Raw genomic sequence first — 15,963 nt, forward strand, 5'->3', positions numbered from 1 at the left:
GAAATGGACCATACCCGTGGGCTACTCCGGCCATATCGTCGAACCATGACTACGGAAGCCAAGGAATACGTCCACGAGCACACCCCCCGCCTCGCCTGGGCCCAGCACGCCCCCGAGGTCTTCAAGGCCATGATCAAGCTCGACGCGGCCGCCCGTAAGGGCCTCGACCCGGTGATCTTCGAGCTCGTCAAGATCCGCGCCTCGCAGCTCAACCGCTGCGCGCTCTGCCTCGACATGCACACCAAGGACGCCCTCGCGGCGGGCGAGAGCGTCGAGCGGATCGTCCAGCTCAGCGCCTGGGAGGAGTCGCGGCACTTCTACACGGCCAAGGAGGTCGCCGCGATCGAGCTGACCGAGGCGATCACCGTCCTCACCGACGGGTTCGTGCCGGACGCGGTGTACGACAACGCGGCCGCGCACTTCGACGAGGCGGAGCTGACCCAGCTCATCGCCGCGATCACCGTCATCAACGCGTGGAACCGCTTCGGTGTCAGCACGCGCCAGGTGCCGGGCCACTACAAGGCGGCGAACGGCGCGTGAGCACACGCACCACCCACCTGGACCCGCGGGTCGCGGGCGCCATGAGCGCGCTGAGCGCCGCCGCCAAGAAGGGGCTCGGCGACCCGGTCCTCGCCGAGCTCGTGATGATGCGGACCTCGCAGCTCAACGCCTGCGCCTTCTGCCTCGACATGCACGTGGACGTCGCCCTGGAACACGGCGAGACCCCGAAGCGCATCGCGCTCCTGAACGCCTGGGAGGAAGCGGGTGACCTCTTCAGCGAGCGCGAACGCGCGGCCCTCGCGCTCACCGAGGCCGTCACCGTCCTCACCGAGGGCTTCGTGCCCGACGCTGCGTACGCGAAGGCCGCCGAGCACTTCACCGAAGGTGAACTCGCCCACCTCATCGGCGTGATCACCGTCATCAACAGCTGGAACCGGCTGATGGTCAGCCGCCGCATCGCACCCGGAGGCCCCGCGTGGTGAACCCCGTCGACACGCTCCGTGCGCTGCACCACGGCCGGGCGCAGGACGACCCGCTGGTCCTGCCCGGGCCGTGGGACGCCGCGAGCGCCCAGGTGTTCGAGGAGGCGGGGTACGAGGCGCTCGCCACGCCCAGCGCAGGGATCGCGCTCTCCCTCGGGTACGAGGACGGGCAGGTGTCGCCCCGGGAGATGTTCGCGGCGATCGCGCGGATCGTGCGGTCCGTCTCCGTGCCCGTGACCGCCGACGTCGAGACGGGCTACGGCCTCGCCGCGAAGGAACTGGTGGACCGGCTCCTGGAGACCGGGGCCGTCGGCTGCAACCTGGAGGACTCCTTCGGCGGCAAGGGCGGGACGGGCACCCTGCGGGACCCCGCCGAACAGGCCGCCTTCCTCGCGGAGGTGCGCGAGGCGGCGGGCGACCGGCTCTTCGTCAACGCCCGCGTGGATACGTTCGTACGGGGCGTCGAGGACCCGGCGGCCGCGATCGAGCGGGCCCGCCTGTACGTGGCGGCCGGCGCCGACTGCGTGTATCCGATCCTGGCGCCGGCCGAGGCGATCCCCGCGCTGCGGGCCGGGATCGAGGGGCCGGTCAACGTGCTGGCCATGCCCGACGGGCCCTCCCCGCGGGAGCTCGGCGCGCTGGGCGCCACACGGGTTACGTTCGGGCCCGGACTGTTGCGGAAGACCATGTCGGCCCTGCGAGGGATCGCCGAACAACTGAGGTAGACGCGGAAGTGCCGGGCGCCTCCTCGCGAGGCACCCGGCACCACTCCACGGGAGGGGCTACTTCGGCAGCCAGCCCTTCCACTTCGACTCGTTCTTGTCGATCCACGCCTTCGCCGCGTCCTCCGGCGACATCTTCTTGTCGGCGATCATCAGGGAGACCTCGTTCTGGTCCTCCTCCGACCACTTGAAGTTCTTCAGGAACTCCGCGGCCTCGCCGCCGTTCTTGGCGAAGTCCGCGTTGAAGTACTTCTGCAGGGGCGTGTGCGGGTAGGCGCACTTGATCTTCGCTGGGTCGGCGTCGCAGCCCTCCTTGTACTCGGGCAGCTTCACCTCCGTCATCGGCACCTTCTCGAACAGCCACTGCGGCTTGTACCAGTAGGTGAGGAACGGCTTCTTCTGCTTGGCGAACTGCTCGATCTGGGTGATCTGCGCCGCCTCGGAACCCGCGAAGACGACCTGGTAGTCCAGGTCCAGGTTCTCCACCAGCGCCTTGTCGTTCGTCACGTACGACGGGGAGCCGTCCATGAGCTGGCCCTTGCTGCCGCTCTCGGACGTGCGGAACTGGTCGGCGTACTTGTTGAGGTTCTTCCAGTCGGTGACGTCCGGGTGCTTCTTCGCGAAGTACGTCGGGACGTACCAGCCGATGTGCCCCGTCACGCCGACGTCGCCGCCGGGGACGATGGTCTTCTTGTCCTTGACGTACCGCTGCTCCTGGTCCGGGTGGCCCCAGTCCTCCATGATCGCGTCGACGCGGCCCTGGCTGAGGGCGTCCCAGGCGGGCACCTCGTCGATCTGGACCTTGTCGACGCGGTAGCCGAGCTCGTTCTTGAGCAGGTACTCGGCGACGGCGACGTCCGCCTGCGCGCCGACCCAGGACTGGACCGAGAGGGTCACCGTCTTGGCTCCCGCGGCGTTCGCGTACGGCGACGCCTGCTTGCTCATGTCGGCGGCGCCGCAGCCGGAGAGCGCGAGGAGCGCGCCGGCGGCCGTGACGGCACTCATGACACGCGTACGAACCCGCATGTGACGAACTCGCATGTCAGGCTCCCTTCTTCGCGCGGCGGGGCCGGCGTTCCGTGGGCTGCGTGACCCGGTCGAGCATCAGGCCGAGGCAGACGATCGCGGCACCGGCCACCAGGCCCGTCGCCAGGTCGCCCTGCGCGATGCCGAACACCACGTCGTAGCCGAGCGCGCCACCGCCGACCAGACCGCCGATGACGACGACGGCGAGGACGAGGACGACGCCCTGGTTCAGGGCGAGCATGAGGGCCGGGCGGGCCAGCGGCAGCTGGACCTTGCGCAGCTGCTGCCAGCTCGTGGCGCCGAGCGAGCGCGAGGACTCCATCGCGGCGGCGTCGACCTGGCTGAGCCCCTGCGTGGTGATGCGGACGACGGCGGGCAGCGCGTAGACGACCGCGGCGGCGACCGCGGGGGCGCGGCCGATGCCGAAGAGGGCGACGACCGGGATGAGGTAGACGAACTGCGGCATCGTCTGGAACACGTCGAGCACCGGGCGGAGCAGGCGTTCGAACCGCTTGCTGCGGGACGCCGCGATGCCGATCGCGAAGCCGAGGACCAGGGTCACGGCGACACCGGCGAGGACCTGCGCGAGCGTGTCGAGGGACTTGTCCCACACGCCGAGCACGCCGATCGCGGCCATCGCGGCGACGGCGGTGAGCGCCGTCTGCCAGGTGCCGATCAGCCAGGCGAGGGCGGCGACGACGAGCAGGACCGACCACCAGGGCAGACCCTGGAGGCCGTCCCTGACCGGGTTGAGGATCCAGGTGGTGAAGTGCGAGGCCCAGTCGGCGGTGCCGCCGACGACGGGCACGCCGGTGTAGATGTGGTCGACCATCCACTCCTTGGCGGTGTTGACCGAAGGGGCGATGTTGACGACCCAGCCGGTCGGCCAGTCCACCCGGTCCGCGAAGCGGGCGGCGAGCGCGGCGACGACCGTCAGGGCGCCCGCGACGGACCAGCCGCGCCAGCCGCGCAGCGGCGAGGCGTCCTCGGCGTGCGCGCCGGTGCGCTCCCCGGCCGCGCCTGTCACGCGGTCGAGGACCACGGCGAGCAGCACGATGGGGATGCCGGCCGCGAGCGCCTGGCCGACGTCGACGGTGGAGAGCGCCTGGTAGACGCGGTCGCCGAGACCGCCGGCGCCGATCACCGAGGCGATGACGGCCATGGAGAGCGCCATCATGATCGTCTGGTTGAGGCCGAGCAGGAGCTCCTTGAGGGCGAGCGGCAGGCGCGCGGAGAACAGGCGCTGCCGGCCGGTCGCGCCGAGCGAGGTCACCGCCTCCATCACGCCGCCGTCGGCGCCGCGCAGGCCGAGCGCGGTGAGCCGGGCCATGGGCGGGGCGGCGTAGACGACGGTCGCGATGATGGCCGCGGGGACGCCCATGCCGAAGACGAGGGCGAACGGCAGCAGGTAGGCGTAGGCGGGCAGCACCTGCATCGTGTCGAGGACCGGCCGCAGGATCCGGAAGATCCGGTCGTTCAGGCCGCCCGCGAGGCCGAGCAGCAGGCCGATGACGACCGAGACGAGGACCGCCACGATCATCAGGGCGAGGGTCTGCATGGTCGGCACCCACATGCCGAGCAGCCCGCACACGGCGAACGAGGCCGACGCAAGGACGGCGAGCCTGACGCCCGCCACGCGCCAGGCGACGAGCCCGGCGCCGATGGTCACGCCCGCCCATCCCGCGGCGAGCAGCACGAGGTAGACGCCGCGCACGGAGAGCACGATGGCGTTGGAGACGTGCCCGAGGAAGTAGGTGAACAGCGGGTGGCTGTCGCGGTTGTCGATGATCCAGTCGGTCGTCTTGCCGAGCGGCTCGGTCAGATCGACCGTGAGCGCGTCGGGCCAGGCGCCGGAGGCCCACTTGGCGTTGACGATCGGCACGAGTACGGCCGCGGCGACGGCGAGCAGCAGGAGCTTGCCGACGGCACGGTGTCGCAGGAGCGCGCCGATTCCGGTGTCGCGGACGGGGCCCGAGGCGGTGGCGGTGGCCATCAGGCGATCGCCTCGCCCCGGCCGGGGACAGGGGACGCCGTCGCGGTGCCCGCGACCACGGCGAGCAGCCCGGCGTGGTCCACCACGCCGAGGCAGCGCTTGCCGTCCATCACGCGCACCGGGGAGCCGGTGCGGGCGACGGCCTCGATGGCCTCGGAGACCTTGGCGTCGGGGGCGAGCGCCGCGCCGGCGCTCTCCTCGTCGCCCTCGGCGGGGCGCATGGCGCTGCGCACGCTCATCACGTCGGCGCGCACCACGTCGCGCACGAAGTCGCGTACGTAGTCGTCGGCCGGGGAGCCGACGATCTCCTCGGGCGTGCCGAGCTGCACGACGCGGCCGTCGCGCATCAGGGCGATGCGGTCGCCGAGCTTGAGGGCCTCGCTGAGGTCATGGGTGATGAAGACCATGGTGCGGCCCTCTTCGCGGTGCAGGCGGACGACTTCTTCCTGCATGTCGCGGCGGATCAGCGGGTCGAGGGCGCTGAACGGCTCGTCGAAGAGGAGGACTTCGGGGTCCACGGCGAGGGCGCGGGCCAGGCCCACGCGTTGCTGCTGGCCGCCGGAGAGCTGGCCGGGCTTGCGCTGTTCGAGCCCTTCCAGGCCGACCTTCTTGACGACTTCGAGGGCCTTGGCGCGGCGTTCGGCCTTGCCGACGCCCTGGATCTCCAGGCCGTACGCGACGTTGTCGAGGACCGAGCGGTGCGGCAGGAGACCGAAGTGCTGGAAGACCATGGCGGCGCGGTGGCGGCGCAGTTCGCGCAGGCGGGCCTTGTCCATGGCGAGGACGTCCTCGCCGTCGATGGCGAGGGCGCCGGAGGTGGGCTCGATGAGCCGGGTCAGGCAGCGCACGAGGGTGGACTTGCCGGAGCCCGACAGGCCCATGACGACGAAGACCTCACCCTTGTTGACCTCGAAGGACACATCGCGGACCGCGGCGGTGCAGCCGGTGCGGTCCCGCAGTTCGGCGGGGCTGAGGCCGTGCACCTCCTCGTTGCCGGGTATGCGCTCGGCGCCGGGTCCGAAGACCTTCCAGAGGTTCTTGACGGCGAAGACGGGTCCGTCCGCTGCTGTCTCTTCCTGGTCCGCGATCGTCGCGGTGGCCTCGCTCATCGGCCGTCACCACCAAGGATCTCGGCACATTTCTCCCCGACCATGAGCACTCCGATCATCGGGTTCACGGCGGGCATCGTCGGGAAGACGGATGCGTCCGCGATACGGATTCCTGCCAGGCCCCGGATTCTCAGCTCCGGGTCGACCACGGCGAGTTCATCAGTGGAAGCACCCATTCGGCAGGTGCCCGCCGGGTGGTAGACGGTGTGCGCGGCCTTGCGGACGAGTTCGCTGATCTCGGCGTCGTCGGTGACGTCGGGGCCGGGGAAGACCTCGCGCTTGAGCCACTTCTTGAACGGCTCGGCCTGCGCGACCTTGCGGGCCAGCTTGATGCCGTCGACGAGGGTCTGCCCGTCGTAGTCACCCTCGTCCTCGAAGTACTTGAAGTCGAGGGCGGGCTTGACCTCCGGGTCGGCCGACGTCAGGTAGAGACGGCCGCGGGCGCGGGACTTGGGGATGTTCGGGGTCATCGACACCCCGTGCTCGGGGCGCTCGTAGCCGAGGCGCTCCGGGTTGTCGGTGAACGGGATCTGGTAGAAGTGGAACATCAGGTCCGGGCCCTTGTGGTCCGGGTCCCGCTTCACGAACAGACCGGCGTCCGAGTCCATCGCGGAGTTGCCGGGGATCGGCCCGTTGGTCTCCCAGACGATGACCGACTCGGGGTGGTCGATGAGGTTCTCGCCGACGCCCGGCAGGTCGTGGACGACCGGGATGCCGAGGGCTTCGAGGTCCTTCTTCGGGCCGATGCCGGAGTGCATGAGCAGCCGCGGCGTGTCGATGGCGCCGGCGCAGACGAGAACCTCGCGGCGGGCGGTGAGCAGCGACTCCTCGCCGTCCTTCATCCGCACGTGGACGCCGCGGGCGGTCTTGCCGTCCAGCTCCAGCTTGGTCGCCCAGGTCTCCAGGAAGAGGTGGAGGTTCGGGCGGTCACCGGCCTCCATGTGGGGGTGCAGGTAGGCGACCGACGCGGAGGAGCGCTTGTTGTTCTCCGGGTGGTACGAGAGGTCGAAGAAACCGACGCCCTCGTCGAAGGGCTTGTCGTTGAAGCCGACGATCTCCGGGACGCCGAGCGCGGTCTTCGTCGCCTCGACCCAGTCGGTGGCGATCTGGTTCTGGTCCTTCTTGGCGACGCGCACGATGTTGTTGCGCAGCTTGCCGAAGTAGGGGTCCATGGCCTTGGCGTTCCAGCCGGCCGCGCCCGCCTCCTCCCACTCGTCCCAGTCGGACGGCAGCGGCTTGAAGGAGATGAGGGTGTTGTGCGAGGAGCAGCCGCCGAGCACCTTGGCGCGGCTGTGCAGGATGTGCGAGTTGCCGCGCGGCTGCTCGGTGGTCGTGTACTCGTAGTCCAGCTCGCCGCCGAGCAGACCGAGCCACTTGCGCAGCGTGAGGACGTCCTCGCGGTCGATGTCGCTGGGGCCGCCCTCGATGACGGCGACGGTGACGTCCGGGTTCTCGGTGAGGCGGGAAGCGATCACCGATCCCGCGGTGCCGCCACCGACGATGACGTAGTCGAACTCGGTCTGGGACATGCGGTTACTCCAACGTTCTGCGCGTAATGAGGGGTCGTACGTGCCGAGGGCTCAGCCGGCGAACCAGCGGACCGGACGCGGTGCCAGGTTCTGGTAGACGTGCTTCGACTCGCGGTACTCGGCGAGGCCCGCGGGGCCGAGCTCGCGTCCGACGCCGCTCTTGCCGAAGCCGCCCCACTCCGCCTGCGGAAGGTAGGGGTGGAAGTCGTTGATCCAGATGGTGCCGTGGCGCATCCGCCGCGCCATGCGGCTCGCACGGCCCTGGTCGCTGGTCCACACGGCGCCCGCGAGGCCGTACTCGGTGTCGTTGGCGAGCGCGACGGCCTCGTCCTCGGTACGGAAGGTCTCGACGGTCAGGACGGGCCCGAAGACCTCTTCCCGCACGACCTTCATCCCGCGGTGGCACTGGTCGAGCACGGTCGGCTCGTAGAAGTACCCCTCGGCGGGCCGCACCTCGCTCGGCTCGGGCCGCTTGCCGCCGGACCGCAGCACCGCGCCCTCCTCCAGAGCGGAGGCGACGTACATCTCGGTCTTCTCGCGCTGCTGCGCCGAGACGAGCGGCCCGCACTCGACACCGTCCTCGGTGCCGCGCCCGAGCTTGATCTTCTGGGCGCGGCGGGCGAGTTCGGCGACGAAACGTTCCCGCACGGACTCCTCGATGATGAGGCGGCCACCGGCGGAGCAGACCTGCCCGCTGTGGATGAAGGCGGCGTTCAGCGCCTGGTCGACGGCGGTGTCGAAACCCTCGTCCGTGGCGCAGGCGTCGGCGAAGACGACGTTGGGGTTCTTGCCGCCGAGCTCCAGGGCGACCTTCTTCACGCCGAGCGCGGCGGCCTGGGCGACCTTGGTGCCGGAGACGAGGCCGCCGGTGAAGGAGACCAGGTCGACGTCGGGGTGGTCGGCGAGCCGGGCGCCGACGGTGTGGCCGGGCCCGGTGACGATGTTGGCGACACCCGCGGGCAGCCCGGCCTCGACGAGCAGCTCGATGAGCGCGACCGTCGTCAGCGGGGTGATCTCGCTGGGCTTGATGACGAAGGTGTTGCCGGCGGCGAGGGCGGGCGCGATCTTCCAACTGGCCTGGAGCAGGGGATAGTTCCAGGGCGTGATCATCGAGCAGACGCCGACGGGCTCGTGCACGACGACGCTGTGGATGTCGTCGGACCCGGCGTCCACGACGCGCCCTGCGCCCTCGCCGATCACCAGGTCGGCGAAGTAACGGAAGGCGTCGGCGACGCAGTCCACGTCGACACGGCCCTCTTCGAGGGTCTTGCCCGCGTCACGGCTCTCCAGGAGACCGATCTCCTCGCGGTCACGTACGAGGAGATCGGCGACGCGGCGCAGCAGCGCGGCACGCTCGGCGACCGGAGTGCTCGGCCACGGGCCCTCGTCGAAGGCCTTGCGGGCGGCGGCGATGGCGGCGTCCGCATCGTCCGCTCCGCCCTCGGCGATCACGGCGAACGGCTTGGCGTCCGCCGGGTCGAGGATCTCGCGGGTGGCGCCGGAGGCGGCCGCAAGCCACTCTCCGCCCACATGGATGGTCTGTTGTGCCGACACGTCCCGTTTGCCTTCCGTTCCTGTCATATGCCCCGCCCGTCACTCGCGGCAGCCGGGTGCACCTTCCCTGACCGGAACAATGCATGCGTGTCTCATACGTGCGCTGCGTCACTAGCGGCCGGCGGCTTCTCCACCCCCGACGGCGACCATCTCGTCGGCTTCGTCGTCCACCGGGTCGTCACCGACCGTGAGCCCCGCCAGCCACAACGGCATCAGCCAGTGCACGACGAACACGCTGAACAGCACGGGGAAGACCAGCCCCTCGATCTCCACGCCCGCCAGCCCGGCGACCCCCACGCCCACGGTCGTGGCCAGCAGGAGCCACAGCATCACGTAGTGCGCACGGGACACCACGCGGTTCTTCTCGGCGCGCTGCCGCTCGTCGAGGGCGCGCAGCCGCAGCTCAAGGAGGCCGCGGGTCGCGCCGTTGATGACACCGGTCGCCACGCACCACGGCAGCAGGATCCCGAGCATCCCGAACGTCGCCCAGCGCTCGTCGCCGAGCACGGAGCAGAGCCAGCAGGCGATACCCGCGCCGGTCAGCACCATGTGGGTGACGACGGCGGCGCGGCGGCGGGCCGCGGTGGCGTAGAGCGGAGCGCCCTCGCGGCGGTTCATGATCGCGTACATCCGCCGGTCGTAGCCGGTCATGGGGCGCTCGTCGGTCTTCATCACTGCTTCCTCCCGTAGACCTCGTCCGTGAGCGGGCGGAACGGTTCGAGGGAGAACAGCGCCTCGACCGGCAGCTCGAAGAACTTCGAGATCTTCAGCGCGAGGTCGAGGCTCGGGTTGTACTGCCCTCGCTCGATGTAGCCGATGGTCTGGTAGTGGGCTCCCACTGCCTCGGCCAGGCTCTGACGCGACACCTTCCGCTCGGCGCGCACCATCGCCAATCTGTTGTGCACGTGCTCACTCATGTATAAGAAGTACTACATTTGCGAGTACGACAGCAAGAGCCCCTAGGGCCACGAGGACAGGGAGCAGAAGACATGTTCGGCACGAAGCGGGAACTGATGGTGATCGCCCTGCGCGACACGGACGCGGTCGCGGAGGAGCTGCGCGAGGCGCTCGCGACGGCCGACGAGAAGGACCGCCCCGGCCTCGAGCGCGCGGCGGCGCTCCTCGCCCGCGCGGCCGCCGTCCCGGACTCCGAGATACGCGGCCGCTGGGCCCTGCGCCGGATCACCGCCGCCGGACACACGGGCCCCGCCGACTCGGTCCACGCGGTCAAGGCCCTGCGCCAGGCCGAACCGGGCCTGAGCCTGGCGTCGGCGGTCCTGCTGTCCAAGGAGGCGGCGGCACTGCAGGCGGCGGACGCCTCTCACACCTGAGCCGGCGGGACTGGGGCGCTCACAGCTCGTCGACCAATAAGACCGCCCCCCGGCGGCCTTGACGGCTGCCGGGGGGCGGTCTTTCAGTCGCGCGCGTACGCGTGGGCTCAGCGCAATCAGATGAGGCCGAGACCGCGGACGGCCTCGCGCTCCTCGGTGAGCTCCTGCACGGACGCGTCGATGCGCGCACGCGAGAAGTCGTTGATCTCCAGGCCCTGGACGATCTCGTACTTGCCGTCCTTGGCGGTGACGGGGAAGGAGGAGATGAGGCCCTCCGGCACGCCGTACGAACCGTCGGACGGGATGCCCATGGAGGTCCAGTCGCCGGCGGCCGTGCCGTTCACCCACGTGTGGACGTGGTCGATGGCGGCGTTGGCGGCGGAGGCGGCCGACGAGGCGCCACGGGCCTCGATGATCGCGGCACCGCGCTTGGCGACGGTCGGGATGAACTCGTCGGCGAGCCAGGCCTGGTCGTTCACGACCTCGGCGGCGTTCTTGCCGGCGATCTCCGCGTGGAAGATGTCCGGGTACTGGGTGGCCGAGTGGTTGCCCCAGATGGTCAGGCGCTTGATGTCGGCGACGGACGAGCCGGTCTTCTTCGCGAGCTGCGACAGCGCGCGGTTGTGGTCCAGGCGGGTCATCGCGGTGAAGCGCTCGGCCGGTACGTCCGGGGCGGCGGCCTGCGCGATGAGCGCGTTGGTGTTGGCCGGGTTGCCGACCACGAGCACCTTGATGTCGTCGGCGGCGTGGTCGTTGATGGCCTTGCCCTGCGGCTTGAAGATGCCGCCGTTGGCCTCCAGGAGGTCACCGCGCTCCATGCCCTTGGTGCGGGGGCGGGCGCCGACGAGCAGCGCGACGTTGGCACCGTCGAAGGCGACGTTCGGGTCGTCGCTGATCTCGATGGAGTTCAGCAGCGGGAAGGCGCAGTCGTCGAGCTCCATGGCGGTGCCCTCGGCGGCCTTCAGCGCCGGCGTGATCTCCAGAAGGCGCAGGTTGACCGGCACGTCCGCGCCGAGCAGGTGGCCCGAGGCGATGCGGAAGAGCAGCGCGTAGCCGATCTGGCCGGCCGCGCCGGTGACGGTGACATTCACGGGAGTGCGGGTCATGGCGATCTCCGTAAGACAGCTGGCGGTGGGGTCCCGTGTCCCTCTACTGGATCCCCTGATTCCTGGATCCCCGCCGACGCCTCTTCGAGTCCTCGATCGCCTCTCGATGATCGATCTCTTGGCATCAAGAGAGATCCGCCGTCAGGCTATCGCGCCCCGCCCGCCCCTAGCGGCCGGGTCGGTGTGGCCCGCCCCACAGCACTCCGCTGGGGGGACGCTCTGTTGCCCGGGGGGGCGGCCGCCACGTGAGGGGGGAGCGTGGCGGCCGCCGTGGGGGTGTGACCACTCCCGTGGGGGTACGGTCCGCCTGCCCCCCGCAACGCATGTCATGCCCCCTCCCACCCGACTTTCTCGCCAACCCCTCAAATCACCGTCCGGAGCAGCCCTTAGCGGGGCAGGGCGGCAGGCGGCAGGCGGCAGGGCAGTAGGGCCGCATGACCGCAGGGGCAGGCCGGGGGGGCTAGTCCGTGCAGCCCGTCTCACCCGAGGTCAAGGTCGCGCACGCCTTCGCCGCCGTCCCCGACGTGACCGCCACCATCGGCGTATACGCGTCGAAGTCCTCGTTCACCGTGCTGCTCTGCTTCGCCGACGCCCCGCTCCCCGACCCCGTGATCGTGAGCTCGTCCCCGGGTGTGGCCTGCGTGATGCGTGCCCACGCGGCCCCGCACGTCTTGCTGTACCGCACCTCGACCAGCGTCGTGCCGACCGTCGCCCGCGACGTCGTCCTCGCCAGCTCGCCGCCGCACCCCATGTTCTCGGGGTCCTTGCCCGCGCAGTCCTTGCCGCTGCACTCCACCCCCGCGGGCAGCTTCGTGTCCTTGGCGGTCGGCGTGGCGGACGGCTTCGCCTTGTCGTCGCCCTTGTCGTCATCGCCGAAACCGGTCATGAAGACCGCGGCGGCGATGACGACGAGGGCGCCCACGACACCCGCGAGGAACATCGTCAGCTTCCTGCGCCGCCGCTGCCCGTCGGGCGAGTCCCCGCCTCCGCTCCCTTCACCGAAGGGGGCCGCGGCTCCGAAGACTCCTTGGGCCCCGGCGCCCCCTTGCGGCGGCACGGTGGGCGACACCCCGGCGGGCCCCGCCACCCCCACGACGGGTCCGCCTCGGGACACGGGAGTGGAAGGAGGGGCAGCGGAAGCGGGAGAGCCAGAAGCGGGCCGCGCCGGCCCGGTCGGGTGCGCCCCCGTCGCGCCCAGCGCGGCCCGCGCCTGCGAGATGCGGATCGCCTGCATCGTCATGTCGTGCCGCATCTCGGACCGGCTCCACGCCCGCTCGGCCAGCTCCCACATGGTGATGAGGTGGACGGGCTGCGTACCCGTCACCTCCGCCAGCGCGACGATCGCCCCCTTGGGCGCGAGGAGCCGCCCGTTCAGATAGCGCTCCCACGACGTCTTGCTGTAGCCGGTCCTGTCGGACACCGCCGCGATGCTCAGCCCGCTGCGGTCGACGAGTCTGCGCAGCTGGCCGACGAACTCCTTGATCTCAGGGTCGAGCTCTTCCGGTAGCGCCTTCCAACGAGGCATTGCTCCCCCAATTCCCCCCGTACGTTCCCGTCCTGCTCCCCCACACCGACCCGTCCAGGACTACCCAGAGGGATGCTCGGAGCCAGGATGTCAGTTCCCGAAGTGGGGGCGGAAGCAGAGAACCGCCCCCGGACAGCAGTACGAGACACCCCCGAACACCCTGCTCGCCCCACCCGCCCCGGCCCGGCCGACCAGCACCGTTGCACACCTCGAACACCGTTGCGGAATGGTCACCTCCGTGCCACAGGGACCGGTCATCCCTTGTCCGGGGTTGGCGGGTCCATGACTCTGGATCACGAGCGGAACGCACCGCTTACATCGGGAGGTTCCAGCAGGAATCGCATCTCCCCGACCGACGGTGCCCGTCCTCCCACGGGGGTGGGGACGGGCACCGTCACCCCAGCCGTCTGTCTGTACGCGTCTCTCCGTACGCGTTTCCCTATACGGAGCGTGTGGCGTCCCCGAAAGGGCGACTTCGGCCATGTCTTGCGGCCCCGGACCCGAGGATCTCGGCAGAGTCGTTGCGACACCAGCGACACCAGCGACACCAGTCGCACCGGTGTCAACACCGCTCAGCACGACCCCCGAAGGGACCCGCACATGAAATACGGCAAGCGGCTCGCCGGCACCGTCATCACCGCGTCCGCCCTCCTCGGCACGGCCCTGGCCACGACCCCGGCGGCGTCAGCCACCCCGGCGGACTCCACCCCGGCGGCCTCCACCACGGCCGCCTCGCTCCGCGGCACCGCCCCCGCCTGCGTCAAGCGAGACGTCATCAAGCACCGCAAGTACGTGAAGGTCACCAACCACTGCGGCCGGGCCATGCATCTGAAGGTCGTCATCGACTGGGGCAACGACTCGCCGTGTCTCACGTACCAGCCCAACCAACAGTGGGAGTGGAACTGGGGCCGCGGCTCCTACGGCAAGGTGGTCACCTGCTGAGCCACCGAAACGGCGGCCCGACCCCGCTCATCCCCCGGCCCCGGGCGTGACCAGCCCCGTCTCGTACGCCACCACCACCGCCTGCGCCCTGCTGTCCAGGTCGAGTTTGCTCATCGTGCGGTTGAGGTGGGTCTTGACGGTGGCCTCGCTGATGTAGAGCCGCTCCGCGATGTCCGCGTTGGTCAGGCCCCGGGCGATCAGCTTCAGGACCTCGACCTCGCGCAGGGTCAGCGCCGCGAGGTCGGGCGGCCGCCGGCTCTTCGCCCCCTCGAGACCGTCTCCCTCGTGCCCTGCCCCCTGCCGGGCGAACGCCTCGACGAGGCGCCGCGTCACACTGGGCGCGAAGAGCGCGTCACCGCCGCCGACCGCCGCCACCGCGGCGAGCAGCCGCTCGGGCCCCGAGTCCTTGAGCAGGAACCCGGAGGCGCCCGCGCGCAACGCCCCGTACACGTACTCGTCGAGGTCGAACGTCGTCAGGACCAGGATGCGCGGCGCCGGTTCGGCGGCCTGCTGCAGGATCTTCGCGGTGGCCGTGATGCCGTTCATGCCCGGCATCCGGATGTCCATGAGCACGACGTCGGGTGAGGTCCGCGCGGCGAGCTCCACGGCCTCGTCCCCGTCACCCGCCTCGCCGACGACCTCGATGCCCGGCGCGGCGCGCAGCAGCCCCACCAACCCCGCACGGATGAGGAATTGGTCGTCGACGACGAGCACTCTGATGCATGCAGTCATCCGGTCACCCGGTCACCCGGCTCATTCCGTTGCGCCGTCCCCTGCCTCGTCCCCCCGCGCCTCGGCGCGCGCCGAGGTCGGCAGGGTGAGTCGCACGGCGAATCCCCCCTCGCTCAGCGGGCCGATACTGATCGCCCCGCCGTAGAGCTTGGCCCGCTCCCGCATCCCAATCAAGCCGTGCCCGCTACCCGTCCGTACTCTGTCCTGATTCACCCCCTCCCCCTCGCCGGCTCCGTCATTGACGACCGAGACCTCGATGTGCCGCCGCTCGTAGGCGAGTTCGACGGTCACCGCCGCTCCCCGGGCGTGTTTCAGTACGTTGGTGAGCGCCTCCTGCACCACGCGGTACGCGCAGAGCTCCACGCCCGGCGCCACCGGCCGGGGCGTCCCCCTGACGCGCAGCTCGACGGGGGCTCCCCCCGCACGGACCCGTTCGACCATCTCGTCCAGGCGGGCGAGGCCCGGCATAGGGGCGGCGGGGGCGTCGCCGGTCTGCTCGCCGTCCTCGGCCCGCAGCACCCGCAGCATGCGGCGCAGCTCTTCGAGCGCCTCGCCGCTGGTCCCGGAGATGGTGCCGAGCGCGGCGCGCGCGGTGGCGGGGTCGGAGCCGAAGACGAACGTCGCGAGGCCCGCCTGCACGGATATCACCGACATGTGGTGGGCGACCACGTCGTGCAGCTCGCGTGCGATGCGCCCCCGCTCCTCGGCGACCTCGCGCCGGGCGCGTTCGTCCTGCTCCCGCTTCAGCTGCCGGGCCAGTTCCGCCGTACGGCGTGCGACGTACCCGAAGCGCCAGAGGACGATGGAGAAGCCGACGGCCTGGCCGACGACGGACGGCATCGAGGAGCCCTCGGTGATCGCGCCTGCGTAGATCCAGAGGGTGGCCGTCAGCGCGGCGCAGGCGAGGGAGGTGCGTGGCGGGCACAGGGAGGCGACCGTGTAGACGGTGAGCATGGGGCCGAAGGTGCCGACCACGGGCCAGTAGCCGGCGGTGACGTAGACGAACCACGCCAGATGGACGACGCCCAGGACGGTGAGCGGCGCCCTGCTCCGGGCGGCGACCGGCACGCAGACCAGCGCCACCAGCGCGTATCCCACGGGGTCGAGCGCGGGCCAGCCCTGCTTGACGGACTCCTGCCCGAGCAGCACGGCCACCGTGGTCAGGGCGACCGCGATGAGTGCGTCTACGGCGAGGGGGCGGATCCGCATCGCCGCAGCGTAACGCGCGTATGGGCGCCGGAACGTCAACCAGCGGCGGTACCGCGGAAGTTGCAGGAACCGCACGTCTACCGCGCCTGGAGCAGGCCGGGTTCAACCCAGGACGTGACGACGTGGCAGGCGTCCCGCCCGTAGTTTGTGGAACCAGGGACCGCGGCCGTCGGGGGATCGCACGGGGGAGGACGCCCGGTCC

Annotated in this window: 16 protein-coding genes; 5 read left to right on the plus strand and 11 right to left on the minus strand. The window is 70.7% G+C overall.

The genetic code is table 11. The features are described 5' to 3' along the window. Window positions 1–45: 45 nt before the first annotated feature. Genes ACZ7LU_RS15350 through ACZ7LU_RS15360 form a run of 3 tightly spaced genes read left to right on the plus strand, consistent with a single transcriptional unit; the run spans window position 46 to window position 1,708 of the window. A complete protein-coding gene (locus ACZ7LU_RS15350; RefSeq protein ID WP_468556960.1) occupies window positions 46–540 on the plus strand; it encodes a carboxymuconolactone decarboxylase family protein in 495 nt (164 codons plus the stop codon). Next, on the plus strand, window positions 537–983 hold the full coding sequence (locus ACZ7LU_RS15355; RefSeq protein WP_471916912.1) for a carboxymuconolactone decarboxylase family protein: 447 nt from the start codon (window positions 537–539) through the stop codon (window positions 981–983). Before ACZ7LU_RS15350 ends, ACZ7LU_RS15355 begins: the two co-directional genes overlap by 4 nt. Beyond that, complete coding sequence (locus ACZ7LU_RS15360) at window positions 980–1,708, plus strand: isocitrate lyase/PEP mutase family protein (RefSeq protein WP_471917082.1); 729 nt, start codon at window positions 980–982, stop codon at window positions 1,706–1,708. The genes ACZ7LU_RS15355 and ACZ7LU_RS15360 overlap by 4 nt, the downstream gene beginning before the upstream one ends. Before the next feature lie 57 nt (window positions 1,709–1,765). Here ACZ7LU_RS15360 and ACZ7LU_RS15365 read toward each other — a convergent pair whose 3' ends face one another. The 7 genes from ACZ7LU_RS15365 to ACZ7LU_RS15395 form a co-directional block, all read right to left on the minus strand. Beyond that, complete coding sequence (locus tag ACZ7LU_RS15365; RefSeq protein WP_471916913.1) at window positions 1,766–2,746, minus strand: ABC transporter substrate-binding protein; 981 nt, start codon at window positions 2,744–2,746, stop codon at window positions 1,766–1,768. A 1-nt stretch (window position 2,747) separates the two neighbouring features. After that, window positions 2,748–4,724, minus strand: coding sequence for an ABC transporter permease (locus ACZ7LU_RS15370; protein ID WP_471916914.1), 1,977 nt, complete (start codon window positions 4,722–4,724; stop codon window positions 2,748–2,750). After that, window positions 4,724–5,833 (minus strand): quaternary amine ABC transporter ATP-binding protein, encoded by a 1,110-nt coding sequence (locus tag ACZ7LU_RS15375; protein WP_468087849.1) that lies wholly within the window; start codon window positions 5,831–5,833, stop codon window positions 4,724–4,726. Before ACZ7LU_RS15375 ends, ACZ7LU_RS15370 begins: the two co-directional genes overlap by 1 nt. Further along, complete coding sequence (locus ACZ7LU_RS15380; protein WP_398300369.1) at window positions 5,830–7,362, minus strand: GMC family oxidoreductase; 1,533 nt, start codon at window positions 7,360–7,362, stop codon at window positions 5,830–5,832. Before ACZ7LU_RS15380 ends, ACZ7LU_RS15375 begins: the two co-directional genes overlap by 4 nt. Before the next feature lie 51 nt (window positions 7,363–7,413). Then, entirely contained in the window at window positions 7,414–8,943 is a 1,530-nt protein-coding gene (locus ACZ7LU_RS15385; RefSeq protein ID WP_398300367.1) for an aldehyde dehydrogenase family protein, read from the minus strand. A gap of 84 nt (window positions 8,944–9,027) precedes the next feature. Beyond that, window positions 9,028–9,588: a hypothetical protein gene (locus ACZ7LU_RS15390; RefSeq protein WP_471916915.1), complete on the minus strand. Its 561-nt coding sequence runs from the start codon at window positions 9,586–9,588 to the stop codon at window positions 9,028–9,030. Beyond that, on the minus strand, window positions 9,588–9,833 hold the full coding sequence (locus tag ACZ7LU_RS15395) for a helix-turn-helix transcriptional regulator (protein WP_398300363.1): 246 nt from the start codon (window positions 9,831–9,833) through the stop codon (window positions 9,588–9,590). The genes ACZ7LU_RS15390 and ACZ7LU_RS15395 overlap by 1 nt, the downstream gene beginning before the upstream one ends. A 72-nt stretch (window positions 9,834–9,905) precedes the next feature. Here ACZ7LU_RS15395 and ACZ7LU_RS15400 point away from each other — a divergent pair, with 72 nt between their 5' ends. After that, window positions 9,906–10,247 carry a hypothetical protein gene (locus tag ACZ7LU_RS15400; RefSeq protein ID WP_468315894.1) on the plus strand — a complete coding sequence of 114 codons (342 nt, stop codon included), beginning with the start codon at window positions 9,906–9,908 and terminating at the stop codon, window positions 10,245–10,247. Window positions 10,248–10,363: 116 nt separating this feature from the next. Here the strand turns inward: ACZ7LU_RS15400 and ACZ7LU_RS15405 are convergent, their stop codons facing one another. Then, on the minus strand, window positions 10,364–11,353 hold the full coding sequence (locus ACZ7LU_RS15405) for a malate dehydrogenase (RefSeq protein WP_398300359.1): 990 nt from the start codon (window positions 11,351–11,353) through the stop codon (window positions 10,364–10,366). 460 nt (window positions 11,354–11,813) lie between these two features. Further along, window positions 11,814–12,878, minus strand: coding sequence for a helix-turn-helix domain-containing protein (locus ACZ7LU_RS15410; protein WP_470978610.1), 1,065 nt, complete (start codon window positions 12,876–12,878; stop codon window positions 11,814–11,816). A gap of 600 nt (window positions 12,879–13,478) precedes the next feature. Between ACZ7LU_RS15410 and ACZ7LU_RS15415 the strand changes: the two genes are divergently transcribed. Continuing rightward, window positions 13,479–13,820 carry a hypothetical protein gene (locus ACZ7LU_RS15415; protein WP_471916916.1) on the plus strand — a complete coding sequence of 114 codons (342 nt, stop codon included), beginning with the start codon at window positions 13,479–13,481 and terminating at the stop codon, window positions 13,818–13,820. Window positions 13,821–13,847: 27 nt separating this feature from the next. On the opposite strand, the gene ACZ7LU_RS15420 is transcribed toward ACZ7LU_RS15415, so the two are convergent. Then, entirely contained in the window at window positions 13,848–14,552 is a 705-nt protein-coding gene (locus ACZ7LU_RS15420; protein ID WP_468556974.1) for a response regulator, read from the minus strand. A gap of 21 nt (window positions 14,553–14,573) precedes the next feature. Beyond that, the gene (locus tag ACZ7LU_RS15425; protein WP_471114031.1) at window positions 14,574–15,761 is read right to left on the minus strand and encodes a sensor histidine kinase; all 1,188 of its coding nucleotides are present in this window, start codon (window positions 15,759–15,761) and stop codon (window positions 14,574–14,576) included. Between the last annotated feature and the right edge of the window lie 202 nt (window positions 15,762–15,963).

It is taken from the genome of Streptomyces sp. NPDC039462, from assembly GCF_055639375.1.